Source organism: Marinobacter sp. H13 (assembly GCF_059072335.1).
The window spans coordinates 2,215,481-2,241,713 of sequence record NZ_JCACRU010000001.1 but is presented as its reverse complement, the minus strand read 5'-3'; the positions used below and the strand labels follow the sequence as shown (position 1 = coordinate 2,241,713).

Annotated in this window: 17 protein-coding genes; 4 read left to right on the top strand and 13 right to left on the bottom strand. The window is 53.8% G+C overall.

The annotated features are described in order from the left end of the window. Positions 1 to 24 precede the first annotated feature (24 nt). The 3 genes from AC5JQH_RS10320 to AC5JQH_RS10310 are packed head-to-tail and all read left to right on the top strand — an operon-like array spanning position 25 to position 1,885. Complete coding sequence (locus AC5JQH_RS10320) at positions 25 to 423, top strand: transposase (RefSeq protein WP_139783518.1); 399 nt, start codon at positions 25 to 27, stop codon at positions 421 to 423. Further along, on the top strand, positions 420 to 1,508 hold the full coding sequence (locus AC5JQH_RS10315; RefSeq protein WP_493805555.1) for an IS3 family transposase: 1,089 nt from the start codon (positions 420 to 422) through the stop codon (positions 1,506 to 1,508). Before AC5JQH_RS10320 ends, AC5JQH_RS10315 begins: the two co-directional genes overlap by 4 nt. 32 nt (positions 1,509 to 1,540) lie before the next feature. Next, positions 1,541 to 1,885 (top strand): transposase, encoded by a 345-nt coding sequence (locus tag AC5JQH_RS10310; RefSeq protein ID WP_493805554.1) that lies wholly within the window; start codon positions 1,541 to 1,543, stop codon positions 1,883 to 1,885. Between the two features lie 177 nt (positions 1,886 to 2,062). On the opposite strand, the gene AC5JQH_RS10305 is transcribed toward AC5JQH_RS10310, so the two are convergent. Both AC5JQH_RS10305 and AC5JQH_RS10300 read right to left on the bottom strand, forming a co-directional pair. After that, positions 2,063 to 3,145: an IS630 family transposase gene (locus AC5JQH_RS10305; protein WP_342632661.1), complete on the bottom strand. Its 1,083-nt coding sequence runs from the start codon at positions 3,143 to 3,145 to the stop codon at positions 2,063 to 2,065. Between the two features lie 231 nt (positions 3,146 to 3,376). Beyond that, positions 3,377 to 3,670 carry a hypothetical protein gene (locus AC5JQH_RS10300; RefSeq protein ID WP_342632662.1) on the bottom strand — a complete coding sequence of 98 codons (294 nt, stop codon included), beginning with the start codon at positions 3,668 to 3,670 and terminating at the stop codon, positions 3,377 to 3,379. A 607-nt stretch (positions 3,671 to 4,277) separates the two neighbouring features. Here AC5JQH_RS10300 and AC5JQH_RS10295 point away from each other — a divergent pair. Next, a complete protein-coding gene (locus tag AC5JQH_RS10295) occupies positions 4,278 to 4,493 on the top strand; it encodes a hypothetical protein (protein ID WP_474546217.1) in 216 nt (71 codons plus the stop codon). A gap of 66 nt (positions 4,494 to 4,559) precedes the next feature. Here AC5JQH_RS10295 and AC5JQH_RS10290 read toward each other — a convergent pair whose 3' ends face one another. From AC5JQH_RS10290 to brxC, 11 genes are all read right to left on the bottom strand, one after another. Continuing rightward, complete coding sequence (locus AC5JQH_RS10290) at positions 4,560 to 4,802, bottom strand: hypothetical protein (protein WP_474546218.1); 243 nt, start codon at positions 4,800 to 4,802, stop codon at positions 4,560 to 4,562. A 218-nt stretch (positions 4,803 to 5,020) separates the two neighbouring features. Further along, complete coding sequence (locus AC5JQH_RS10285) at positions 5,021 to 5,548, bottom strand: hypothetical protein (protein WP_493791948.1); 528 nt, start codon at positions 5,546 to 5,548, stop codon at positions 5,021 to 5,023. Further along, entirely contained in the window at positions 5,541 to 6,032 is a 492-nt protein-coding gene (locus tag AC5JQH_RS10280) for a hypothetical protein (protein WP_474546219.1), read from the bottom strand. The genes AC5JQH_RS10285 and AC5JQH_RS10280 overlap by 8 nt, the downstream gene beginning before the upstream one ends. Before the next feature lie 1,082 nt (positions 6,033 to 7,114). Beyond that, positions 7,115 to 8,143 carry an integrase domain-containing protein gene (locus AC5JQH_RS10275; RefSeq protein ID WP_493792046.1) on the bottom strand — a complete coding sequence of 343 codons (1,029 nt, stop codon included), beginning with the start codon at positions 8,141 to 8,143 and terminating at the stop codon, positions 7,115 to 7,117. A 957-nt stretch (positions 8,144 to 9,100) separates the two neighbouring features. Beyond that, a complete protein-coding gene (gene brxL, locus AC5JQH_RS10270; protein ID WP_493805553.1) occupies positions 9,101 to 11,143 on the bottom strand; it encodes a protease Lon-related BREX system protein BrxL in 2,043 nt (680 codons plus the stop codon). Further along, positions 11,143 to 13,485 (bottom strand): BREX-1 system phosphatase PglZ type B, encoded by a 2,343-nt coding sequence (gene pglZ / locus AC5JQH_RS10265; protein WP_493791696.1) that lies wholly within the window; start codon positions 13,483 to 13,485, stop codon positions 11,143 to 11,145. Before pglZ ends, brxL begins: the two co-directional genes overlap by 1 nt. Continuing rightward, positions 13,482 to 16,667 (bottom strand): DEAD/DEAH box helicase, encoded by a 3,186-nt coding sequence (locus AC5JQH_RS10260; RefSeq protein WP_493791697.1) that lies wholly within the window; start codon positions 16,665 to 16,667, stop codon positions 13,482 to 13,484. The genes pglZ and AC5JQH_RS10260 overlap by 4 nt, the downstream gene beginning before the upstream one ends. After that, the gene (locus AC5JQH_RS10255) at positions 16,664 to 17,461 is read right to left on the bottom strand and encodes a hypothetical protein (RefSeq protein ID WP_493791698.1); all 798 of its coding nucleotides are present in this window, start codon (positions 17,459 to 17,461) and stop codon (positions 16,664 to 16,666) included. Before AC5JQH_RS10255 ends, AC5JQH_RS10260 begins: the two co-directional genes overlap by 4 nt. Further along, positions 17,458 to 20,940 (bottom strand): Eco57I restriction-modification methylase domain-containing protein, encoded by a 3,483-nt coding sequence (locus AC5JQH_RS10250; protein WP_493791699.1) that lies wholly within the window; start codon positions 20,938 to 20,940, stop codon positions 17,458 to 17,460. Before AC5JQH_RS10250 ends, AC5JQH_RS10255 begins: the two co-directional genes overlap by 4 nt. A 116-nt stretch (positions 20,941 to 21,056) precedes the next feature. Next, positions 21,057 to 22,778, bottom strand: coding sequence for an ATP-binding protein (locus tag AC5JQH_RS10245; RefSeq protein WP_493791700.1), 1,722 nt, complete (start codon positions 22,776 to 22,778; stop codon positions 21,057 to 21,059). 17 nt (positions 22,779 to 22,795) lie between these two features. After that, positions 22,796 to 26,233: a BREX system P-loop protein BrxC gene (gene brxC, locus AC5JQH_RS10240; RefSeq protein ID WP_493791701.1), complete on the bottom strand. Its 3,438-nt coding sequence runs from the start codon at positions 26,231 to 26,233 to the stop codon at positions 22,796 to 22,798.

Below are 26,233 nucleotides of genomic sequence, written 5' to 3'. Positions count from 1 at the left end.
AATCAGGGCGCTCAGGAGAGCACAATGCCGAAACCCATTACCACTGTTGAGCCGAAGGTCATGCCAGATCCCAAGCTGGAAAAGCGCACCCGCCGCATCTTCACGGCCGAGTACAAGTTATCGATCCTCCAGCAAGCCGATGCTTGCAAGCACGGTGAGCTGGGAGCTCTGCTGCGGCGCGAGAAGCTGTATTCAAACCAGCTGGCTCAGTGGCGTCGCGAATTTGCCGAACAGGGCGTAGCCGGCCTGCAAAAGTCCGTACCCGGTCCAGCATCCAAGAACACCGCTGAACAGAAACGTATTGAACAGCTGGAAAAAGAGAACCAGCGCCTGCGCCGCCAGATTGAAGTCAAGGATGGCTGTTTACTGCTCCAAAAAAAAGCTTTGGCGCTGCTGGACAGTATCGAAGAGAACGAGTCATGAGGCTGGTTGCCTCTGAGTCGCTGCCTATCAACGTTTCTGAGCGTCAGGCGTGTGACGTACTGAACGTGTGCCGTAACAGCGTGCGTGCGGCCCGCAGGCGGTATTATTTCTGCGGGCCACCCAGCCCATACCGACGCAAGCGCACAAGGACCGTGCAGTCCAAGGCCCTGAGCCCGCAAGAACGGGAGCACGTCAAAGAGGTGCTCGCCAGCGACGAGTACGTTAACCAGCCGCCTGTTCAGGTGTATTACCGCCTGCTGCAACAGAGTATTTACCTGTGCTCCATCAGCACCATGCACCGGATACTGCGCGAGGCGGAAATGAACGGCGAGCGCCGTCAACAGCGCCCTGGTTGTGCACAGCCCGTACCACGGCTTCAGGCCACCGGCCCCAACCAGGTCTGGAGCTGGGACATTGCCAAGCTGGCCACCCAAAAGCGGGGCGAATACCTGTCACTGTATGTGGTCATGGACCTGTACAGCCGTTATATCGTGGCCTGGATGCTCTCGCGCAAGGAGAACAGCGCGTTATCGAGCCAGCTGATTACCCAGGCTCATGAGCGCTATGCCATCGAGCCTGGAGCGCTGACCCTGCATCAGGATCGGGGGGCTCCGATGACTGCCCACTGTTACCTGGATTTGCTTGGTGAGTTGGCAGTCACTGCCAGCCACAGTCGGCCACGTGTCAGCAACGATAACGCCTTCAGTGAGGCTCAGTTCAAAACCATGAAATACCAGCCTGACTATCCGCGGCGATTCGATAACTACCAGCACGCCATGCTCTGGTGTGAGGACTATGTCAGCTGGTACAACAACGACCATCACCACAGTGCTCTGGGCGGCTTTACACCGCAGCAGGTGTTTACCGGACAGCACGTTGAAATCGCCAAGGTGCGACAGGCTACGCTTGATGAAGCCTTTGCCAAACACCCCGAGCGCTTCAGCCGAGGGCGCCCCACCGTACAGATGCCTCCACAGGAGGTCTGCATCAATCCGGTACCGGTAGGCGCCGATCAGGAAACCATTGAAAAAGGAGTCAATTTTCCGACCCTGCCACGGGCTATTGAAAAGCAACTTAATTTCTAAAGAACTGGTTCAGATGAGGTTGACACGTTCCGGTGCCGAGCGAACACAGCAGTGGCGGGAGGCGTCGCCAGGGCGGCATCACGCTCACGGGCAATGGTCATGCCCGGCGTATGCTGGTCGAGTCAGCCTGGAGTTACCGCTTCCCGGCGCGCCAGACGAAACACCTCAAGCGTAAAGCGGCCCCAGCGTCAGAGGCCGCGAAGGGGATCGCCTGGCAGGCCCAGAAACGGCTTTGCGGTCGCTACCGGGATCTCATCCAGGCGGGCAAGAACAGCAAGCTGGTGTGTGTGGCGATTGCGAGGGAACTGATAGGTTTTATCTGGGCAATCGTCCGGGAAGAAATGCCGAGGGTTCACAGTGCCACGAACGCCGGGTGAACCCCCATGAACCAGCAACAAGCATAGGATGAGGTAAAGAGGCACTTTGAGTCAGGGCAGGGCTAGGCCGGTGTGGAGAACCCTTGGGAACCACTAAACCGGCAGTGACCGGGAAACCGCCTAAAGGCGGTTCCGATCACTGATCCCTGCTACTAGTGTTCCGTCTGGGTAATCCGTTTATTTATTATCAATAACGCTCAGCTTTGCTCGCGCGACTGAAGTCATAATCGTTTCTGCACTCTTGTGCCAGCGAAATGGCTTCGCCAGCTTCTCATTATGAGTCTTGATAAAGCGACGAATCGCCGTCTTGAGTTCACCTACACTGGTAAAGATGCCACGGTACAAAGCGCGGCGTTCCAGTTGACCAAACCAGCCCTCAACGGCATTCAGCCAAGAGGCGCTGGTTGGTGTGAAGTGAAGCTTGAACCGGGGATGTTTTTCCAGCCAGGCTTTCACCTCTGGTGTTTTATGAGTCGAGCTGTTGTCCAGAATCAGATGAAGATCCTGCTCTTTCGGTGTTTCTCGATCAATTTGTCGCAGAAAATCGAGAAACTCTTTGGCACGGTGGCGTTGTGTAATGCGCCCAATCACTTCACCGTTCAGGATATTCAGGGCCGCGTATAAGCTGGTCGTCCCGTGCCTTTTGTAATCGTGGGTACGGCGCTCGATCTGGCCGGGTTTCAGTTGCAGCTTTGGTTGAGTGCGATCCAGTGCCTGGATCTGCGTTTTTTCATCAACCGACAGCACCAGCGCGTTATCCGGCGGATTCAGGTACAGGCCAACGACATCGAAAACCTTCTCAGCAAAGTCCGGATCATTGCTTATTTTGAAGGTTTTCAGCCGGTGCGGTTTCAGGTCAGCGGCTTTCCAGATCTGATGTACTTGCCAGCGACTGACACCGGCATATTCGGCCATCAACCGGACGCTCCAGTGGGTTGATTCCTTGGGCAGCTTTTTGACCGTGTCATCAAGAATCGACTTGACCTTTTTCCGGTCCAGCTTCCTAGGCTGTCCGGGCCTTGGAGCGTCTTGCAGGCCACTCAGGCCCTGCTCGATATAACGGTTACGCCACTTGAAAACGGTAGGCGTGCTGGTCTCCAGTCGCTCAGCCACCGCTTTCGGTGGTTCGCCAGCATTCAGAGCCAGAACGATCCGAGCGCGTTGAACAAGATTCTGACTTAATGTACTTGTTCGTAACCAGCTTTCCAGCTCCAACTGATCATTCACGGTAAGATTAAAGGGTGCTGGTTTCCGCGCCACAACAGGATCTCCAAGCCAGTGAAAAACGACCTGAATTATAGCATATTTACGCTAAGGAATTACCCGGACGGAACACTAGTAGCACTTAAGATCGTCGATCCGGTTTTCAGCTGGGACGTCTCCATCTGGTACTCCAGCTTGCAAGAACTCAGCGAGGGCGCTCACGTCGTCCGTCAGCTTATCCACGACGAAATCGTACGCCTAGTCCACGAAGGCCGTTGGAGCGCCCTCCTAGCCGATGATACACAACCGTAGCATGTCATAATTAACGATACATATATTTCTTCGTGGGTTCGGATAAAAGTCCGACAGCGGGACTTTCCCTTTCTGACGGGATTGGTACGAACCCTTCCAGAACTGCCCTGATTTGCGATCGAACACCGGCCGGCTTGCCGAGCGATAAAGAACGTAGCCAATTGTGAGGTAGCCGGGAATCAAGAGGAACGGTGTGATAAACGCAAACTTGCCCCAGGTGTCGACGATAAGAATCATCGGCAGGGTGATCAGAACAGGCAGCAGGGCCATCAGGATCTCCAGCGAGGATGGCAATGACAATGTCAGAGCAAGTGGCCCCAGGGAAACGAGCCTTCGCCGTAGAAGCACGCTTTGTGGTCATTCTGACAATTTTCGAATGTTCGCTTTTGTTTAATAAGCGCTACTGGCCCGCTTCCATATTTTTATCAAGCTTGGTTTTTCCTTAGGCCCCGTTCCGGCTTCATGACTCCACCCGCCCACCGTTTAGCCTGACTCACACACCTTGCCCCCTCCACAAGAGGCTCGTCGGAGCAATTGCTTGGTCAAAACGTGACTTCATGTATTGTGGAATTCGACCGGTCAACAATCTAATTTCACAGGAATTTATCTATGAATAACGCAATCAGTCAGCTCAGCTCGTCAATGGAGCAGAGGCGCGCAGTCGCCGATACAATTGGCCTCTGCCAGGGCGCCACTCCGCGACTGAAGCTGTCTTGCTTCGACGGCAAAGCCGCCACGAATAACGAGACTCCCGACAACCCCAGCGACAACGCAAACAACACGGGATCTCTGCTCACTTGTACACCGCCCCAAAAATCATTGGTGGATCAGCTTGGCGACACCAGAACTAACACTTGGCTTTGAAGGAAAAGCGACCATGAAATCAATAACCGAAGCACGGCGGCTGGCCGCTGCACTCTCGTCGGAATTTGGCTGCGGCGATCTGCACATCCATGTTCAGATGCAACGTGGCGAGAGCTTGATCAGCCTCGATGTGTACCAGAACTCGGAGGAGCCCGAGCGCCTCATGGCGACTCTCGATTTCGATACCGGCGCCCGCTTGCTGGTGGATAGTTCGAGTACACTGCACTAAGCGCTCCGGACCAGCCCCGATCACACACCCGTGTTTGGGGCTCTTTGCTTTGAAGAGCTTCCAAGACTACGGAATAATTCCCCGCTGAATTTGCTGAATGAAACGCCGTAGCCGACCAATATCCTCAGGGGTTTCCAGCAAACTCTCCGGAGACACGTTACCTAGAAACAGTCGGGTTCGTCCCATCCATTCCCGAGCCAGACCTTCATCGCCCTCAAATAACTCAAGAACTTCCAGCCAAACTTCATCTTTGAGCTCAGACAGCTCAGGCTCCACGTTACCTGAGAGCTCACTGTCATTTATCGGCATCGCGAGTAACTCCACCAATCGTTTTCCATCTGAAGCTTCATCCGACGATGGTAGTGCCTTTTCGACAGTTTGACACCAACCTTACCCGGACGGCCGCGTTCGCCGGTGCCTTTATATCAAATGCCACAACAGCCTTTTAGCCCACACAGACGAGACCATTGGCAGCTAGGGGGAGTTGATACCGTCAAAATAAGAAGGCAAAGCTCAGGTGGCCGATATCACTTTTCGGTTGCCTCATGAGCGCCCCCAAAGTACGCCACGGCTTCGTCAAATGGGTTCTGTCGCAATGGTTTGTCATTCACACGAGCATCATGGGTCCGGCGGTCTATTAGTTTCAGTACCGCCATAACGGTTCTGACTGTTTGCCAGTTATCAGTCATATCTCGCAGATCACGGCGAGTGACGTCTACCAACACCTTTGAGCCATCGTGTTCACTGTTTACATCCGCCCCATCTCCGTCAGGCTGAATTAGCTCAGGAAACAAACCTAAGAAATCCCTTTTGGAGCGTATGTCATCTCCAAAATCATCAGGGAGCCGATCCATCCAAGTGCGCCCATGCTGCGACCTTAGTGAGTCGAGCAACATGCTCCATGTGAGCTCTGTGAACGGTGGGCATTGACCAATCAAGTGCTCGGGCCTCACGTCACGTTTATCTCGTCCGGTTAAAAGGGCCTCTCCGTTCAACGTAGCAAGACGGATGAAATGAACTTTGTTTGAAAGACAATTTTTCATGACGTCAATCACAGAAGATTCGGCAATAGGTAGGCGCGCGATTACGATGAAACTTGGTCATCGGCGAGTCTGGCAAGTAGTCACTCTCCAACTTCATCCAAACATCGCTGCTTTCTAGATAGTCAGAAAATGATTGATTGGTGACATGCGACAAGCAAACTGCGTCTACGTGAGGCAGGTTACCCAGATAATCAATTAAGGAAGTTAAGAAGCCTTGGCACTGCAACCACCTTGGAAGCATAATCCTTTCAATTGCAGGACAGGCTGAATTTCTATCAATATTATTTTTGTACTTTCTATTGACCAAATCTGGCCTTATTGATGGAATCCTTATGTGAATATCAAACTCTTGATCTTCAGGTTCATCGAACTCATGAAAGCGATATGAAACATTGAATACTTGACTTGGATATTTAGAGTTCGAAAAAGACTCACTTACTAGCTTCGCAAGCTCGTTTGCAAACTTCCTGGCTTGGTTTTGTTCGATATCATTCATACCATTTTCTCACCAACTTTTTCCACCCTCTATATAGTGGCGAAGCGCTGAAGGGCTCCTTTAGCTAGAGCATTCAGATTGACCACTCAATTATTAAAATAACAGAAATCGGAGAGACTGCAATAGGATCACCCGCATTAAAAATCAACAAAAAAATAGATTACGAGATATAATGAAATCCTTTTCTTTCGTTAAAGATTTGCGCAACAAATTTACGGGGTGTTAATTACAAATAAACGCTCGCTCATTTTCTATGATTATTCAAAAGTTATAATGAAAAATGGCCGCTAAAGCTGGCAAACAGCAAATGAAATTTTCTAAAGACTAGGCATTCTTTAATCAATCGGTTTTTGGAGATCCTCTTTTTATAAATACAATCAGAGGAAAATAGAAAATAGTTTGAAAATAGCAAAGCTCTCGGCATTCGATGGAATGTCGTCCTTTTGACTCAAACGCAGGCGGTGATATCCATGCCATGTTTTGGATGATCAAAACCAAATACTTTCCACTTTCCCTATGCTTGTCCTGGCTATCGCTTTACCTCGCGGAAGAAGCCCGATCCACAGCTTCGTCTACTTCAAATAGCTCAAGAACATATCTCCAGACTGCCTCTCTCAGCTACAACAGTTCCTGGTCGTCGTCACCGGAAGTCTGACTTTCATGAACCGGCATTGTGGGGAGCTCGCGAACCCCTCTCCATCTGCATCTGCATCTGCATCTGCATCTGCATCTGCTAACGGTAGAACTTTTTCGACCTCTTAACACCGATTTTCGTTGGACGGCCTCCTTGCTCCGTCGTAGTCTTTACGCCGAGAGCGCCCTCCCAGGTTTCTGGGCGCCCTGCAGCTCTGATGATCAGTCCGAGTGCACGCATATATTCTTTTTTTGTTGAGTCAGACGCCGAATGGGCCGGCAGCCACACATTCCGGAAATATTGGCAATGATGCAGCTTAATCTGCTCTGGCCGGGTTACGTGAGGGAATTGCGCCTCAATTACCGAAACAATCCGGATCATTCGGTTGATGTACCGTTTCCGCTCCGTGTCACTGAGTGCACTGAAATCCAATCGCCGCAAAATGTGGTCAAATCGCATTGCGCGTGCCTCCCACATAAGAACTGGCTACTGACACTCTATTGTGGCCCAGCTGCCTGGCCACTTCCTCCCTGGCGAGCCGGTCCATGATTTTGTCTCGAATTGGCGCTTTCAGCGGCGACGGTCCACCCATCACTTCCTCATAAATATCCTGGGCAAAACCCGCCCTGAGTTCCATGAAATGGGGAATTCCAGACGACTGCAAAAACTGCCGGCATGGATTAACTTCGTTCAGCAAAAATGCCTTCACCGTGTCGGTTTCAGACAACAAGTTCCGGGATCCTTTCGGTCGAACCTCGATGGCATACCGCAGCGCTTCCATACGAAATTCATTCGCCTTGATCGTGCGGTCTTTGGATTTCCTCCCGCCTTTGCAACCTTCGAGAATGGTAACCTCTCCCGCAGCCTCGATTTCCCGCTTCATACGGTCAAGGTCCTGAATGACGCATTCCCGTACACGCATACCCCAGGCACGAGCCAGCAGAATTACGGCAGCGCCACGCTCGAATCCGGCAACAATTGCAAGATTGGCTGCATGCTTGGTATCCCGGACATCCGCCTGGATCTCTCTGGTCCTCACCGATTGCCTGCAAACACCCAGAACTTCCCGCCCCGATACTTTCAGAGCGTCATCACCACGAAATGCGCGCATTACGGTGTTAACCGTGCTGATGGCATTGTGTGCGTATGCGACGCTGATTTGCTCATCGACACCCCCATCAGGCCACTCGTAGTCGCCATTCAACCGGGCTTTGATGTAGGCCCCGAATTGAAGGATGAATTCCCGGTCGATTCTCCTCGCATCGTTCATTCCACAGCGTTTGCAGTAACGAACAAACACAGACGCGCGGCGCTTGTGGGTTGCTCGGGTGTTGAAGTGGCTGTCTGAACCGTAGTGCTGGTCCAACGCCTTATGAATAGCCTCGCTCAGTTTTTTGCCACAGCTGTAATTCCGCTTGTACGCCGGTTTTTTCCGCTTGGCAGAGCGGCGGCCTCGTTTGACAGATTTATTACTCATACCATCCTCCATTGTCTTGAAAAATCGTGAATACAGGGTGCGTGGCCAACCATGCGGAATCTGGGGCTCAGAGCCGGTCCCCACGCTGATGCTCCGCCCCGTAGTCCGCATTAAGTGTGACTGTGCCAAGGCTTTGACCGCCCTGACGGTGGGAGCATCCATCGTGCTGCTGTATCAGCACTTTTGCGTCTCGGTTGCGGACCGTGAACACGAGATCGAAACTCGACAGCGTGTACGGGGAGCGGCATCTCGTAATCAGCGAGATATCGCAACGGAGGTTTTGCCTAACGGCGGTGGGATGACCGGGGAGGCGAGCAGCCAACGATGATGCGCTGGTAACGTTCCGTGTTGCTCAGTTGCGGAGTTAACGTAGACCTTTTCCGCAATTTTCGGTCATTGATTAGGCTTGCAACTTACTGATATCAGCGTGTTTGCAAGTCTCTTACCTATATCCATCTCACTATATAAACAGCAGCACTGCTGAGTGGATAGCGGATCGGGTTTTGTGTTGGCGTCGATAAGACGCACGTGCGGGAGTTGCTGGCGTGGCCGGCAGTTTTGGATTGGATCTCGGAGATCCATTGAGGAGGGTGATCACGGGGACCGTTTCTGAGTCCGGCGAAGCCGGAAGTAATTGCTGATTATTTAAAATGCTCAGCTAGCACCCCTCTTAATCCAATAATGGATGCGAGGATTTGATGAGAAGTTTGGCAAACTGCTCCGTAGATCTCAACGTGTGAAAACGCGAATTTTCTGCGTAAACTCAAGATTTTTACTTAATGAGAACAGTTAGTTAACCATATCAATTCGGCTGATAACGAGGGGTGCGACGACGGTAATGGACTCCAAATGCACCCCAAGTGGACTTAAGCAAATCGAGTGGCGGCGAGGCCATCCCGAAAGGTCACTTCAAGTACACTTGGAGTCCATTAGAACCAAGGGTTCAGCTATCCAGAGCTACTCCACCATCGCCTTAATCAACGCATCCCGGGCATCAGAGTAAAACTGAATATCGATCTTCGTTGCCATCTCGTCCGACAAATCAAACAACTGCCGGCGGCAGGCAACGGGCATCAGCAAGGCCGTTGCGCCCTTCTCTACCGCGATCTCGGCAACGGTCACCGGGTTATGCACAGGCTCTACCGAACCGCCCAGGTTGATCTCACCCACAATAATCAGACCGCCTCGAACGCTTTTCTTCAGCAAAGCGGTGCTGAGGGCAATCAGTGAGGCCATACCGAGCTTGGTGCCGGATTTGGAAGCGTCGAAGGCTCGAAGCTGCACGGTGAATTCGTGTTGGCGAGGATCTTTGTCGCCGACCAGTTGGGCCGATCGGGCGTACAGATTCTGCTCGGCGTAGCCAATGCTTTCCTTGAAGGCCGGTGGCACTGGTTTATTCAGTACCTTGACACCGGAACCCGGGCCTTCGTTCACCTCAATACGGTAAAGGCCGGGGTGTTCTTCTCCGGTGCCCGGGGAGATAGACCAAACCTGGCCAGGTTCCAGCGGGTCGTCACCAATGCTGTTTTCACTGTGCAACTCCGGAGTGGAAACGAACTTTTCCACACCGTCTTCACCCATCACATAGCTGAAATGGGTATTCCGGAACTCTGCCGCGCCAATACGTTTCTGCTGCTCTTTCACTCGGCGCCGGGCTTCCATGGCGATGCGTACCGCCCATTCAATGTCTTCGTCCGGAATCTGGGCCTCGCCCGGGTACAGCAGTTTCAGCAAGCCACTGATGGTCTTGTTCACCGCATTGGTGTCCCGTCCGGACAAAGCACCACCGAAGAACACACGGTTTTGAATCACACTCAGCCGGCTCTGGTTACGAAGCTGGCTCCAGCACTCGGAAAGGAAGTCACTCACCAGACCAAAATGATTGGTCAGCAGCTCCTTGCTGACTTTGGGCACATCCCAACCTGGCAAGAAAGCATGAATACGATCCATGAAGGCGGTATCGTCCTTCATCTCCGGCGGCATAGGGCCAAACAAGTGGCCTATACGCTGCTGGTGCTCCACATCCACATCGAAGTTACCCACCAGCACAATACTGCCGTCCGCACGGATGTTCTCCTTGCCACGACTGAACTCCCCGGACTCCATATAGCCCTTCATGATGTTCACGCCGTCTTTCTGGTCGAAAGAGATACCGGAGACTTCATCGAAGCAGACAACATCGTACTGACAGACCAAACCTCGCTGTCCGTTCGAGTTATTCACAAACATCTTGGCGACGGTTGCTTTGCCGCCTGAAATCAGATGGGCGTAGGGAGAAACCTGCTGGAACAGATGGCTCTTACCGGTGCCACGGGGGCCAAGCTCCACCAGGTTATAGTTGCGCTCAACAAACGGCACCATGCGCAATAGCATGGCATCGACCTGCCGCTCAGACAGGCCTTCAATCTCGATACCGGTAGAACGCAGGAGGAAGGCTTTCCATTCATCCGTGGTAAAGGCTTTCCGAGCCCCGGCCAGGCTATCCAGCACATCCCGCTTGGAGAGCTGAATCTCCCGCAAAGACTCCACGCCAAATGGCCGGCCTTTGTTTTCCTGGGCAATGGCGGCATCGTAGTTCAGGGTAATCTCGGCGTAGAAGCCACCGGTAAGCATGCGCTCATGCTCATTCACCAACTCTGATGAGATACGAACATCCGTCAGGCGAAGGCTGGGCAGTGTTGCGATGTAACTATCGGTCTTTGCATCCAGGCGAGCGGTAATCAGATCAATAATTTTGACCTCACCGTTCTCCCTGGCCCGGGCCTTGAACAACTCCTCTTCACCCGCCTTTACGGTGCGGGATTTGAGCTGCCGCTGAACAATCTCCAGCCCTTCATCAATTTCTTCTTGGTCGGTGCTTGCACAGTAGCGCCCCAGCAGAAACTCCACCACGTAGGTAGGCACCGGAAACTGGCGGCTGAAAGTTCGCACCAGGTCTTTACGCACCAGGTAGCCATCCAGTGCGGCTACCGCTTTGTTATCAATGTCATCCAATACCATCACACATCTCCCCCACCAATCCTTGTGTCGGTCTGGGCTACCAGAGCCCGGTTATCATCCAGCAACACCACCACGGCGTTCTGGCCTTCCATGTCTTCGTCTTCCACCACTACCGATGCTCTGCCGTCTTCCTTCAGCGGCTTAGTGCTGAGCACGACACTGCTGGATGCCTCTCCGGCACGGGTACGAATATCCAGCTTCAGGCCTTTGTACTGACCTTCCACGGCTACCGTGCAGCGAAGCCCCTTCCAGACCACATCGGTGAACTCTATCGCAGCCTGAGCGCCTGCGGCGCCGGTCACCACCAACTGTAAAGTGAGGCACTCCTGCAAACTGAGACCACCGTGGGCGTACTCCTCGCCGTTCTTGTAACAGCTGACGCCATCGGCCAACGCGAAATAATGGCTGGGGTTCCAATACCAGGGAAACACCCGTTCCTGAGTGTCTGCGCCCGGCTTGAGCGAGGCACAGCGGCCCCATTTGCTGTCAGCGAGTACGCTCGGCAACTGGGTTTTGGGCAAGCCTCCCGGCAACAACAGCCAACCATGGTCGGTAACCACCCGAACCCGCTTCCAGCCGGCAGCCAGTAATTCGGTAATCCGGGTTTGAACCTCCTGCAGCAGGTTGTCCAGGTGTTTGGCCAGTTTCCAGCCCCGGTCGTGACCTTCATGATCAATATCGCCGAACTCGCACCAGGCAAAGCCCTGGCCATCACCATTGTCCGTGCGGTCCAGAACACGCCAACCGGCCTCTTTCAACAGCTTCTTGTGGTGATAACCACCCTTCAGAGATTGGCCTGTCTCGGCCACAGCGGGTTCGAAGTCAGCGCTCGCGTCGTCACCTTTGATCTTGTCCCGTACCGGAGACACGGCCACCTTGCCCGTGGCCGTGACACTGGGCAGCGCCGTCCACACCGGAGTTTCGGATATCTCCAAGCCTGCCGTTTCCAGCCGCTCAACCAGACGTTTACCGGTATCAAAACGCAAACCATCCACAAACAGCACGCAATCGCCGTGCTCAGCCGGGATTGGCGGTGCATTCTCATGAGAACCGCCGGGATAACTGGCCCCGTCCACATGCTTTTGCAGATAGCGGGCCGAATCTTCCATCCAGGGCAGATAAACAGACCGGATGGCTGTGGTCACTGCGTTCAGGTTATCGTTGCTGGTTACTTCAGCCAGCGCTCGCATCACGCTGTCATCCACCTTCCAGCCAGTACTGGCATAGCCATTGGCAAGATCGGTAACCGTGCCGGCCGCAAGAGCCGTTTTCGCGTGTTCTGCCATGGTCGCCAGGTGCTTCAGTGCCAACGCGAGGGATGCCTCGCCCAACTCAGCCCATACCAGTGAGCGGCGGCCACCGTGGGCTTGCTCCAGGTCTTTAAGCTGCGCTATGGCCTTGTGAGCCGGCATATTGCTCAGTGCCAGCAGATCCCGGCGTAAATGCTCTTCCTGGCTTTGGTTCCACTGCGGCCAGCCACCGGCCACGGATTCATCCGCGAACAGATCGAAAGCCGGCGGCTGACACTTGCGGATCTGGTCCGGAATGTGTGGATAACGATTAGGCGCTTCGCAAAACCGCTCCCACACCGCTTGCCAGGGGCCCTCATGATTGGCCAGTTTGTTACATCCGGCCAGAATACCGTCTTGCTGCGGATTGAACGCCAGTTGGGACTGACACACCGAAACAAAGGCCTGCCATTCGTTCTCGCCCCGGGTGGCCTGAAATGCTTCACCCTGGTCCAGCCACAGCAACAGGTCCCGGGTGGGATCACCTCCGGTCAACAGGGTATTGAAGTAGTCTTTATCCAGCCGTTTGCCTTTGAGCAGCTCAACTTCCTCATCCAGCAAACGGTACAGCGCTAACTGCATCGCATGGCGGCTTTCGCTGTCTTGGGCGACATCCAGGCCCAGGCCACCCTGGTCGGATTTCAGATAAGCCAGAATGGTCCAGTCCTTGGCATTCACCTGAGACCAGATCACGCCCCGGTACTGCAGCTCTGCCAAAGGCTTCAACTCATCGGGGCAGCTCTCCACCGCCCGCAAGTCCTGGCGGCTGACACCGGGCAGGTACAGGATCGGTGCCTTGCCTTCCGGCAACTCAATATCTTCCCCGAACCCGGCAATGGCGTATCGAAGCCAAATTGCCGGGCCAGTGCGTTTCTCCGGAGCGTAATCACCCAGCACCATCAGCTCTGGCAGTTCAGCTTGGAGCACCGGAATAACGGCTTCCCATTGGCGATCACGGTCGGGCCAGAGGATGCAGGCGGGGGCTACCTGAATATCTGGGTTGAAGATGGCAGAGTCACGAATGGCCCTAACTAAACGCTCAACGACTTTCATCCATCTGCCCCTTCCAAGATACGCCAAACTTTTCGATACGTGGGCCCAGTTTCCCCGAGGGCAGCCTGCCAATCCGACTCTTTCAGATCTGTTAAGGCGGCCCTTATTTTTGGAAGCGGTTCACCGAGGAGTGAGCTGCAATGGGCTGCCACGCCTTTCGCTGCGGATCGTGGTACACCCAAAAGCCGCATTGTGACAGCCTCATCCGTGTCCACCCCGTAAAACACCCGGGACGGGATGTTGCTCAGCCGTTTAAAATCCTCGTCTTCAATATCGCTAGCGGTGATTGATAGCAATGCTCCAAGGCCCCAAGAGGCAGTTTGAGTTAATCTTCCAAACAGGTTTTGACCACATCTTGTAATCGAGTCGACCGAACTGTCACCCACCTTAGAGAAATGGCTCTCGGATATTTCTGTGATCGACTTTCCAGCTACCCAATCCTTGACGATTCTTGCAAGTTTATCTCCGTCTTTACCCGATCCGCCGGTCGCTGCTTCGAGATTCTCTCGAAGCTCAGGCACTCGAAGAAGCACGCCCATCATTTGTTCCAAAGTTCTATTTCGAACATCGAAGAGTGTTCCTCCGTCCCAAGAATCCTTGTTCAGGTTGCCCTTGTTTGTAAGAACTGTTCGGATACTATTGAGGGAAAACCCCGTACTGTCGACTAGCTTCAAAGGCTGCCCGGGTTCTTGAAGATAAGCAGAATAGTGTTCAACACCAGATAGTAAGCGTCGCGCCAGGTGTCCGTGTTGTAGACGTAATTTTTCGAACCCTAATGTTCCGCGTAATACCTGTTCAATTTGCTGAATATACGCTTCAGGCTCACCCATTTGTCGATAGGTATGAGCTAGGTACTGGAGGAAACTGGACCACTCAGGCTTTTTGTATACAAGCCCTCCCAAGTCATCCATTTCTGACATTGCGTCTAATGCCATCGTTATTAATGAGGAATTTAAATCACCAGTATTTTTATTAACAAACTCACTAAGCACTGCTGATTGACGAGCACCATCAGCAGCCAGCGCTACAATCCCTAGCTGTCCTTGAGAAACACGGCCTGCTCTACCAGCGATGTTCCAAAAGTCTTCTGGCGGCATGTCCTCTGCGTACCCATTGCCAAAGTATTGATGGGACGCCATAACCACGCCACTAACAGGGAAGTTGATCCCTTGTGCAATAGTTGTAGTGGCTACTAAAAAGTCCAACCTTCCATTTTCGAAAAGCCACTCCATCAAAGCTCGTATTTCTTCTGGGAGCCCCGAATGGTGCACTCCAATCCCATAAGAAAGAAGGCTTGTGAGAGGAAAATCCTCTCCCATTTCTAATCTAAGGTACTCTTTCACCAACGCCACATCTTCATGGTCCTGAGCTTTTCTATTAGCATCAATTCTCAGACGTTCTGCTAAGCCCCAAACCCAGTCTGGCCTTGCATGCATTACGATCACAGGCCCACGTTTTTTCAAGAACTGAGCTGCTATAGCTGCAGTTTTCCCTTTATCTTTAGCCTGAGAATACGTGGTAGCTACGTCATCAACTTTTGGGAACGATATCGAATCATCTATAGATATAGTTTTTCTAGTAGTATGAACAGTTTCAAAATTGACGCTGTAATCAAAGCTGCGGCCATTCAGTTTTTCGCCTTTTTCAGCATGAACAATGCCAATGGCCCGATCATTAGGCTGCCAGTCAAGCCCTAAACTGATATCGTCAGAGTTCTGACCGCCAAGCCATCTCGCTACCTCTCTTGCATTATTAATGAAAGGAGTGAGAAGCAGGAATTGCGCAAATTCACACTCCTTATTTATTGTCGCCAATAAAAGCTCTAGTTTTATACCCCTGTACGGACCTTGGATAGTATGAGCTTCGTCGACAACAACAAGTGTCAATGGGCGCCCAATCTTTTCTTCCCATCCTTGCCGAAGCATGAGGTCAAGTTTTTCGGGCGTTGTGACCAAAACACGAAACTTTGAATTGTCGTCAGTTTCTGAAAGCAGCGCGATTTCTGCACCATCTACTTCTAGAGCAGGGCTGACTTTCTCAACAATTATCCCCAGTTGAGAAAAGTCTCTTCGTAGTTGTCGGACTACTTGGTTAACGAGAGCTCGATTAGGAGCCAAATAAGCAACCCACCCCTCATTTCCGGGTTCATCAAACTGGTTCAGGGCCTGGAGTATGCGGAACTGCGCAATTAACGTTTTTCCGCTTGATGTTGGCAGGCTCACTACGACTGCTCGGCGACTGGAACCTAAAAGCCCCTGTTCCGCAAGGGTGCGGCGTTGAGGTGGCAGAACATCAAATAGGACGCGATCCCCTCTTCCTCTGTCGACTAAGGTTCTGACGAATTGCGTAACCCGAGAGTTAACGGCTCGCGTTACGGTCCAAATGGAATTATTAACCATCTGGGTTGACGCACAGGAAAGTAGTCGAGTTAGAGGCTCCAGTGTTAAGAGTCTGGCAGGCTCACAAGCTGCTAATGCCCGGTCAATATGAGTGTCTAGCAATTGCTGGACCTGATGATTTCCATCAACCACCCCATCTGTCATGAAATGGGCGAATATCTCTGCCGCTTTTGTTAAATGGTACAGACCAATAAGCTCAAGGGCAGAAGCCTTAGCCCTTTGGGGGGCGATTTCACTAAGGTAAGTGCTTTCAAACTCCTCTTGGCTCCTCCGGAGATCCGCAATACGGTGAAGGATGCAATCGCGATCATCCCAGCCCTTTTTCCTGATCAGGCGCAGCCATATGTCGATAACTGTCGCCCAAGTTCTTTGTCCCCAGTCGGCAGAGTCGATGGGTAAGGCTGGCCATTTTCCTTGCGCATCAATAGTCCTGAGCCATCTAGCCGCGTCGGACCCTCGATCGCCGACAACCGCCAACGCTGCTGCACGCAAAATTTGCATGCCATCGGCTAATGAGTCTTCCGACCTTGGAAGTGCTCTGAATAGGCGAAAAGCATCTACTGCAGCTTCACGCATCGCCTTTTCGCGGACTTCGTCCTCTTCAAACCGACCTGAAATAAGATCCATGGTTGCAAGCTCAAGGGCATTCGCCACGTCTGCCAAAGGCTCAAAGTCGACCTGAATATCGGATGATAATAATTCATCATGGACTTGTAGATTGTCAGCCGCTTCTAATGCAGACTTTCGCTTATCCACAATCGAATCGAGTAACCAGTGATTCATTTCACACCTCCTGAACGAAGGTGAGCAATTAGCTGATCGTTACCCCATGGCAGGTGTATAGCAATTAAGTCGCATAATGTCGGTTCATCTAATTTCTTTCGTAGAGCTGTGCCACGCCCTGAAAGGTCGCGTGAGTCGGGGTCAGTGTCGCGAACCAAAATACCAAACAGCACTACAGCCTTTTTCCCAGAATTAAAGAACTCCTTGCAGGCTTCATCGAAAGCAGCTTCATAGTCTCCCGACTTAACCCGCGGCAATAGCCACTTTAGTAATTGGCAAAGGATTGTGAAATCGTGTGCCAGTCTGTCTATTTGGTGGCCGAGATGGCCACTTCGCCCGGACATTACCTGGGGCGGATGTTTTTCCTCACTTGAAGTTTTTACTTCCCCCAGCACAAGCTTGTAGCCATCGTCACGTTTAACGAAACCAACCAGATCAGCACCGGGTAAGGAGCCAAATGGATTTCTTTTATCGCGCTCCATATTCCAAGGGAACTCTATGCAGTGAGCATCCATCAAGAAGCGTTCTGCTAATGCTTCTCCAGCCGCCCAATCACGCGTTTCGGATGCATCGGAACTTAGAATTTCTTCGAGGTGGACCCGGCCCATCCCGGTCAATTCAAGTCCTCTCAGGTGGCCTCTAAAATCCTCAGTAGCTTCATCATCATCAAGCCTTTCCCTAACAGAACCGGCCAAGTAGCTGTCGAGGTCTTCGCAGTCACAGAGCTCCACTCCTCGCCAAGAGACACTTTCATGGTTGTCCTCATAGACTGTGTTGACGAAAGCCAAGGTCACCTGATGCCTCCTGCTTCAGCTTTGTTCTTTTTCTTCAGGATTTTCTCCTGAGCAGAACGTTTCTCAGCCAACGTCAGATGATGATCATTAATCCGCTCGCCACCAAATTTGTGGTACCAGGGCGCGGATTCCACATCCTTGCCACGGTCCTTGGTCCATTTGATGTTGGGTTTGTCGCGCAGGATGCCGGCACCTTTCTTTTTCACATCCGCGACGGTCATGAAGGGGCGGATGTTTAGGCGCACGCCGTCGTTGAGGTCTGGTTCCCAGCCGATCGGTTGTTGTTCTATGGGCTTCCAGCGCACGAAGATATCGTAGGGGGCTTCGCCTTCGAGGATCTGCTCCAGCTTTTTCTTCAGGGCTTCGGCAGCGGCGAGTCGTTCTTCGGCACCGTCGATGCCATTGTTCGTGTCCTGCTTCTGGCGGCCGATCCAGTCACCCAGGTATGTGTAGATCAGGGTTTCGAGGTTCTTGCGGTCGAGCTGGTGGTAGTTGACCAAAGCCGAGAAGCCATCCGGCAAGCCGTCCCAGATGTGCCAGATAAAGGGACGATTCTGGAAGAGTTTGCAGTGCTGAGTGAAGAACTTGTCTCGCAGCCAGGTTTCCAGGGTTTTGCCGGCGTGGCCGGCACTCTTGAGAAGTTCTGCCAGAACATCGGTGGACCAGGCATCGCCCCCCTGCTGTTGATAGGCAGCGGCCAGCAAGTTCAGCAGACGGTCTGCCGCGGAGGCTTCTCCGCGCACCGGGGGAATACAGACAATGCCGTCTTCATCGGCGAAGGACAGCAGGGTTTCGCAGCGCTTAACCCACTCACGCTGCTCGTCGGCCAGCTCCATGCCGTTATCCAGTTCGGCGGGCCAGCGGTAGCCGAGCAGGCGGGCAACGGCGACTTGTAGGACTGTGTCGTCGGTGCGCAGCGGGCCTGCGACTGTCCACTTTTGTTCTTCGTCCCACACAACTGAACCGCAGGGGTGGCCGTGGAAGATCCATTGGGTGGGGTCGTTAGTGTAGGGTTTGGGCAAACCGTGGGGGTATTTGTTTTCGCCGACTTCTTGCCAATAACCTATATCGAAGGGGATTTTTACCAATGTGGCATTAGTTACATTTTTCTTCTTGTCGATTTTTCTGACTTCGTCGTGGAAGTCTTGGCTTGAGCAAAAAGACCAAATTGCTGGCAAATGATCCTCTTCAGCGGGAATAATTGCAGCACTGGATTGGTCGTATAGGTTTCCTGAATACAGCGTAGCTGGAAGAGTGCGAGTTTGCCGAATTGCAACCCCAGGCTTACCCCATGCTTCTTTACCTTTTATGTATGCCAAGGGTGATGTTTGAAGTTCTCCCTTTCCTTGCTCCCACCGGATTGCACCATCTCTTCCTGTGAACTTCTCTGAGGTAGAACAGGGCAGCTGGAAAAAGCTCCAGACTTGGTTCGGCCACTCAACTTCATGGAAAAGAAAGACAAATCTCGGGGTGTCACCGTTTTGAAGGCCAACATAAGACCCGGCAATAGTTGAGAGCAACGGGTAATCAGATGCATCGAATAGGCCAATTCTGTAATCGGGGTTAGTCAACTGTTGACTCTGGAAATATCTTTCCGTTACTGCATTTTTCAGATAAAGGTTTTTTTGCACTACTCCTTTTTGAACAGTTGCGTTGATACCGAGATAGCAATCTTCTGGCCTTGGTTCGCCTTTTGTGAATGAAATCAATGCCGCAAAAGCCCCAGCTGCCTGCGGGCTCTCAAACGCTTGCTCTCCAAGGTCAGCCAAACTGTTCCAAGTAGCCTCTTTTAAAAGGCGCTCACGTACTTTTTCATAAGACTTTAGGAACAGCCATTCATGAGGGGTGACCACAGATGCATTTCCTCCTACGGCTAGAATATCCTTTATCCGTAGAATAAACGCAGTTGCTAAATTCGATTTTCCGGCTGCATAGTTTTTCTCAATATAATCTTGGCTGGCTTCAACTAGCTGCTTTGTCTCCTTGAATGGAACATTTGTGATTACCCACTGAAATTTTTCAGTAAGAATCTTGGCAGCGTTGGCGGTACCTTTTGCAACCACCCCAAGTTCACTTTTATCGATATCTTTCAGCTCAGACAATGCTTGCGACAAAAGTGGCTCGACTTCTTCCCATCTCAGTTCAAACAGGGACCCTTTCCCCAAGCTTATCTCCGGATTTATTAAGCTACCTAGAACTGGGGCATCCTCGAACTGCTTATACAGCTCTTCGAGCACTATCTGCAGATTCGTATTTTCGCCTGCCAACGCCAACCATTCGTCTTTCTTGGCGCTGATCGACAGGCCGGTACAGGCCAGGTGCAGCTCCGGCAATGGTCGGTAGCCCTCCGCGCCGGGGTATTTCCAGGCCGTCAGGGCTAATGCAAAGGCAGCCAGTTCGACACAGCGCTGGTCCAGCTCCAGACCATGAATGTTCTCACGCAACACGGCATCCACGGCGTCCCGAGCGGACAAACCATCGCGCTCCATGCGCATGGGCACCAGCATCAGGAAGGCGGCCACCAGAAAGTGGCCGGAGCCGCAGCAGGGGTCCAGGGTTTTCAGGTCGGCCAGTTGTTCCGGCCAGGCATCGAAGGTGCCGGCGGCCGGTGTCCAAATTTCTTCCCCCTCTCCCTGGCCCTCTCCCGCGAGGGGAGAGGGGATTTTGACAAAGCGTAGGTATTCCAACGGCACGCCGGGGATAGAAGCCTTCTCCCGCAGTTCTTCTTCGCTTTCAGCGTGCTTCAGGTCGCTTTCACTGAGCTGCCGGGCCGCCCACCAGGCACCGAGGGCGTTGTCGAGCAGGAAGCTGACCATGTAGGGCTCGGTGAAGAGCTGGGTAACGGCGGGGAGCTCCCGGGCGCCGATCTTAACCTCGGACTGGTTAACCTGTTCCTTCTTCCTGGCCTGCCAGAACTGGTAAACCCAGCCCAGGCTGTCGGAGGCGGTGAACACTTCCAGCGGCAGACCCGCGACCTGGCGTTCCAGGGCCTGTTGGTGCTCCGGTGGCAGCGTGAGCTGGAAGACCGGGGAGTCCAACCGGAAAATCTGCGGCAGCATACGGGCCGCATAGCGGGCAGCCAGTTCCCAGCCGTTGGCGGCGCCTTCATCGGCTGCCAGGTCTTCACACTCTTCCAGGGTGATGGCTACCGGTTCGTCCGGGTCCGGGTACATGAGCAGGTCGTTTTCCGCCAGGAAGCGGGCAAAGAGCATGCGGTGCCAGTGCTCGTAGGCAACCTCTTCCACCAAACGGTCCATGCTTTGGACCTTGCCACCGTTCAGGGAGTCACCCAACTGCCGCCCGTGGGCGCGCAAGCGGCGGCGCAGCTCCCGCTCTGTCTCGCTCAAGTGCGCGGCCGGTGTGGGGTCTGCCACACCCAGCTGGTCCAACGCGGCGCGGGCACCGGTTTCGGCGGTGTCGCGGGCGTTTTTAACGGCGCGTTCCAGTTGGTTTCTGAGTGTCTTGTCGAGTGGCTGCATGTTCTTTTACTTCTCCAATCCTTAAAGCGCTTTTCCTGGCGCATCGGTACGCACCGATATGCGCACTTTATTTATTAAACGCATAGTATGCGCATAGAATTCGGTCTATGCGAATTTCAATGCTCACGCGCATTGCTGTATTCATAGCGCGCCCAGCGCCGCTCCCCCACCTTCTGGAGGCCGGCGTTCTCCTGCATCAGCTCCTGCATCAGGCGCCGGGCCTGGTTGCGATCAAAGCGGGTAATTTGCCGGATGTCCTTGTTGCTCAGGCCCGGCTCGTTACGACGGGCACGCTCCATCAGAATACTGAGTACGCGGGTTTTGGCGGCTTCCCAGTCGATTCGGCGGCGGGCTTCGCCCTGGCCGTCCTCGGCCAACCGATTGTATAGCTCGGGCTGAATGCACCAGTAAGCGCCTCGCCCGGTACCCCCGTGTTCGATGTAACCTGCCGACTCCATTGTGGATAACTTTTCGCGCATCTCCGCTTCGCCACGCTGGCACAGACTGGCTGCGGTGTTGGTGTCTATTTCCGGATGCTGGAGCAGGTATTGCAGCAGCATCAGTTCATCCACGCCCAGGTTACGCCCGTGCTCACTTTCCTCCGCCACAAACAGGCGGAAGGTGGCGTTCAGCTCCCGCTTGGGAAAACTGACCTGCACCGAGTCACCAATCTCCCGGATCTGAGGCGGTTCTTTGCCTTCCATCAGCAAGGCGGAGAACATGCGGTTAATGCCGAGGTTGCTGCGGTTTACCAGGCGCAGCCGGGTAAGGGCTTCCACCAGTAAAGGGTTTCGGGCAGCGGGTTGGTGATGAAGGATGTTGTTGGGGGTAATACCGGCAATAAAGCCCCCGTTATTGCTGATTTCCAGCCGATCAGCATACAGCTTGACCATCACCGGCCCGGCTATGCGCAAGTCCGCATGGCAGAAGGCGTTCATCAGCGCTTCGCGCACGGCTATTTCCGGCCAGGTTCGGTATTCGTAGTGGAACATGCCCTGTTTGTAGGTGGTGATGGGGTTAAAGGGCACCAGCAGTTCTTCTATGCGCTGAACGGACAAAGGCAAAGCGCTGACCCGATCCTCCCGGATGCCGTAGTCGGTATCCGAGGTCATTTGCAGGAAAGTCCAGTTGTGGCCGGGCAGGTGTTCCCGGATGGCCGCCTCGGTGCCGGCCAGCAGAATAGCGGCCCTGGTGAGTTTGCCCTGTTTGATCAGCCCGAGAGTGGACAGAAGTTCAGTGTCCGATAGCCTCAGCAAGTCTTCCGGCGCACGCTCCTTACTTGCCTGATTGCGCAGTGCTTCCAACGCTGTGGCGGACAGCAGGGAGTTATCCACAGGAGCAACGGCTTCTGCGGTGTAATCGGTTTCGCCGGTTTCGACACTGATCTTCCGGCGCAGTGTGCCGGTCAGCGGAACGCAGTCTTTGCTGACGCGAATGGTCCCTCGCCCTGCGGTGTCCGTGTACGGCGGCATACCAGGGTGAATCTGCATCAACAGTAACCGGCCGGTGCCTTCCGGCACGGCCAGCTCTTCGAATACCGGCATGATTTTTGGATCGGTCTGGTCGTAGACGGCCTTTTTCAGCAGGTTTGCGTCGATTTCTGGTGGCACTCCCAGAATGGCGCTACTTCGGCCCTGTATGCGGTCGGCCACGCCAAACACCACGGTACCGCCACCTCCATTGGCCATGCACACGGCCATCTGGACCACGGTTTTTACCGCGTTGTCCCGGCTTTTCAGGTCCCACTGTTTGAAGTCGAGGTCCTGGTCTTCCAGTTCGTCGGCTATGCAGTGGTCCAGCTCTGGCAGCAGGGCCTCAATGTTGGCGGCGGTTCTCATGATATCTGTCGCACTCTTTATTTGACGGAAATCGGGCCTTTTTCCAGGGCCTTTTTCAGCTGTTCTTTCACTTCTTCCGCCCAGGCATCAACGTCTGCCTCGGTTTTAAGCGTGCGGCGTGGTACCGATACAAATTGAATTTCCGGCTCGCATAACTCGGCGGCAGATACCGCTACGTTATCGAAACGACTGGGTAGCGCAGCTACCCTGTCTGCGAACATGGCCAGTGAGCATTGGTCCAGGGTGTTCAGTACTTCCTCCGTGGACTGAACGGCCACTTTCGGCTGATCAGCCAGGGTCAGCTTCTGCTCGGACAGCAGCTGGTTACGCTGCTCCGGCTCCAGCTGCTTCCAGTTTCCGTCTCCCTCCAGGCGGTTCATGCCCTGTTCGTGCCGGGCCTGGTAGTCCTGGTTCAGGGTGTTCAGGGCTTCGCGCAGGCTCTGGGTCAGGCTGGTGATCAACGGGTTGATCGGGTCTGGCTCTTCCAGCAGTTGGCGCTGTTGTTCGATGGTGTCTACCTGGGCGCGATACACCTCGGCATCGGCCAGAGCGGATGCGTGGTTTACCAGGCGTTTGAGAACCATCCAGCTCGGCCAGCGTTGCTGGATTTGTTCTGCCAGCTTCTCCCAGTGCTCAATGCTTTGAACGAGTTCTTCCCGGCGGTTATACAGGGCCAGCAGTTGTTCGTTACCGGTTGTCAGGCGGATATCATCAAGGAAGCGGGTGTCCGGGCGTTCGGGTTTGGGGGCTTCGCCACCGGCTTTGTCGGCCAGGTCACTGACTTTCTGCAGGAACGATGGCACGTGCGCCAGTTCTTCGCCCTGCTTGGCGGATACACCCACTTTCTGGAGCACTTTGCGGATCTGGATACGCTGCGGTGTGGTGACATTGGCGGACTCCACTTTGAATAGGGTTTTACCAATGCTCTTGCGCTCCAGGGCGGAAGGCTCGATGGGTTGCCCACGGTCGTCCTGGGCCCGGATGATTCCAGCCACCAGCAGTACCTGTAGGCCGCCATCCACTGCATCGCGGGACCAGCCGAAATCTTTTCCTTCAAAGTGAGCGCGTATGTCCGCACCTTTTTTGCCACCGGCAATGAAGCCCAAAATGGCTTTACAGACCGGGTTCTTGCCGGGTTCGCCGTCATCCCCGACGGCTTTGAGTGCATCCGGCGCGCCAGTCTTCGCCTTTTCGTAAGCTTTTTGCCAGCCGCTGTGGTCAGCAATGTGGAAGTTGGGGTACAAGCGTTGCAGCGAGTTGCCAGCCGCTTCCAGCACCATGTCCTGCAAATTGTTACCGAGGATTTCATTTCCACCACCCTGGAAGACCCGGGCGCCGGAGAAGGCTTCGCTGAGCAATTCCCGGATTTTGCCTTCGGCGGTCTGTTTGGTGGTTTCCATGGCCGCTTTGGCTTCAGTGCCTTCCGGCGTGTTGGGGGAACCGCGCTTGTCCAGGGTTGCGCTGGCCGCTTTGTAGTCGATCAGGTGATGGCGCAGATCGTCCGCCGAACGCTTGGGGATGAACACAAAAACGGTAGGCGACTGGTTCCCGGCTTGCCGGGCATCGGCCCGGACGGAGTTTTCATCACTGCTCCAGCCATCACGTACCCACACGCAGATACGCTCGTTGGCATCCGCCGGTAGCTGGGCATCAAACACCGGGTAGATATCCCGGGTAACCTTCGCGTCGCCCTGCATCAGCGACAGTTTGCGCGCGACCTCGCCGAACATGCGGCGTATGCGGTCGTCCCGTTCTGCGTGAATGCGATGGGCTTCATTGGAGAGCGCGGAACGCTGGCTGAGGAATTCGTCGGTCCAGGCGGAGCTTTCTTCAGTCTGGATGCGATATTCCTCGCCCACTTTCATCAGCAATTCGCAATTATCCAGCAGGCCAGGGAGCTTGCTGCGCAGGCTGCTGCTACCACTGGACAGATCTTCTACCAGCAGATCTGCCAGTGAATCGACGTTCGCACGAATGCCGATTTCATTGTTCTGACCGCCCAGCTTGTTGATCAGAAACACCAGGCCGCAAGCACGGGCCATCAGGCGCTGGTCTTCCGTCCCTTTTATCCAGCTCATGGTTTTTTCATGAACCTTGCGGGGCAGAATTCGGGCTTGCAGCAGTTTGTCTGCGGAATCGAAGTAAAGATAATCCGCCGGTACCACATGGCCGAGTGGATCATCCAGGTTGGTCTGGATGACTTTGTGAATCATGCTGAGCTGGTTACGCAGCTGACTGTCGGTGCCGGTCTGGTCCAGTATTCTCAGGGTGTTTTCCCAGAAGCGGCGACGCACCGGCAATATCGGGTAGTCCTGAGGGAAGTAAGCCAGATCATCCTGCCGGTGGCCAATGGTGGTGCCCGCCAGGTGCCGGGATATTTCCCCAAGGTTGGTTTGCATAACCTCGTCAATCGGGCCTTTCGCTTCCGGCTTCTTCGCGAGAATCACCTGTCGGATAACGGCATCAACGTCGGCGTCGGACAATTCGACGCGGATAGTGAAACGCCCTTCGAGTTTTTTCAGGTTGCTGGTGCCGGTAACGGCAGTCTGCCCGGTGCCAATAAAGAGCAGTTTTCCACCGAAGCTTTTGCTGCAGGCCTCGACCGCTTCCTGCACTGCAATAGAACGCTGACTATCCTCGCCAATGAACTGCTGCACTTCGTCCAGAACGATCAATGTGAGCGGAAATTTGCCATCTACAGTCAGCGCGTGGCGAATGGCTTTCAGCATATCGTCGCTGGAAATGTCCTGAACGAACGGATACAGGTTATTCAGGGTTTCCACGCAGGAAGCGGGCGAGGAGAACAGTCCGGGCTTGGCTTTAACCAGTGCTTCATGGAGGCCTTCGGCTACGTAGAAATTATCCAGCTCTTCCTGCCAGTCGTAACCGTTAGACTCAACACCCTGACGAACTTGATCGTAAATACCTTCGTGCTTCAACCACATCACGAAGCGGGCCACGGGGTATTGTTCTGGCAAACCAACCGACTTGAACAAGATTCGCAGCAGTGCCAGGCGCACACTCCCGCTGGCCCCAGAACCCAGAGTTCCGGATGCGGCATGCAAGCCGCCGTGGCGTTTGGCCTGTACGCTTAATTCTTTGAAGTTTTCCTTTACGCCTTGGGGGAGTCTGGCAATGCCCCTGGCGGAAGCACCGTCTTCGAACGGAGTATCTACCCACAGCGCTCTTAGCATTTTGACGAGGTGAGACTTACCAGAGCCGTAAAACCCGCTGACCCAAACGGCGGGCTGCTGCGCCTGGTCTACGTTCTTCAGAAAGGTTTCCAGAATGTGGGACATGCCTTTTTCGTACTGACCGTCACAAACGAAGGTTTCGAGCTCGTAACGGAGCACTGCCAAGGCGTGGCTGGTAGTTTCATCGTTAACATTGGCCACCCCTTCGTTGGCCAACTTTTGGGTGGTCGGATCTTTCTGATAAATCTCACGATTCTTCAT

Excerpts from the sequence above, each read along its gene's own strand:
- AC5JQH_RS10320 (WP_139783518.1), top strand. The coding sequence starts at position 25 with ATGCCGAAACCCATTACCACTGTTGAGCCGAAGGTCATGCCAGATCCC.
- AC5JQH_RS10315 (WP_493805555.1), top strand. The coding sequence starts at position 420 with ATGAGGCTGGTTGCCTCTGAGTCGCTGCCTATCAACGTTTCTGAGCGT.
- AC5JQH_RS10300 (WP_342632662.1), bottom strand. The coding sequence starts at position 3,670 with ATGGCCCTGCTGCCTGTTCTGATCACCCTGCCGATGATTCTTATCGTC.
- AC5JQH_RS10295 (WP_474546217.1), top strand. The coding sequence starts at position 4,278 with ATGAAATCAATAACCGAAGCACGGCGGCTGGCCGCTGCACTCTCGTCG.
- AC5JQH_RS10290 (WP_474546218.1), bottom strand. The coding sequence starts at position 4,802 with ATGCCGATAAATGACAGTGAGCTCTCAGGTAACGTGGAGCCTGAGCTG.
- AC5JQH_RS10280 (WP_474546219.1), bottom strand. The coding sequence starts at position 6,032 with ATGAATGATATCGAACAAAACCAAGCCAGGAAGTTTGCAAACGAGCTT.
- AC5JQH_RS10275 (WP_493792046.1), bottom strand. The coding sequence starts at position 8,143 with ATGAGTAATAAATCTGTCAAACGAGGCCGCCGCTCTGCCAAGCGGAAA.
- brxL (WP_493805553.1), bottom strand. The coding sequence starts at position 11,143 with ATGGTATTGGATGACATTGATAACAAAGCGGTAGCCGCACTGGATGGC.
- pglZ (WP_493791696.1), bottom strand. The coding sequence starts at position 13,485 with ATGAAAGTCGTTGAGCGTTTAGTTAGGGCCATTCGTGACTCTGCCATC.
- AC5JQH_RS10260 (WP_493791697.1), bottom strand. The coding sequence starts at position 16,667 with ATGAATCACTGGTTACTCGATTCGATTGTGGATAAGCGAAAGTCTGCA.
- AC5JQH_RS10250 (WP_493791699.1), bottom strand. The coding sequence starts at position 20,940 with ATGCAGCCACTCGACAAGACACTCAGAAACCAACTGGAACGCGCCGTT.
- AC5JQH_RS10245 (WP_493791700.1), bottom strand. The coding sequence starts at position 22,778 with ATGAGAACCGCCGCCAACATTGAGGCCCTGCTGCCAGAGCTGGACCAC.
- brxC (WP_493791701.1), bottom strand. The coding sequence starts at position 26,233 with ATGAAGAATCGTGAGATTTATCAGAAAGATCCGACCACCCAAAAGTTG.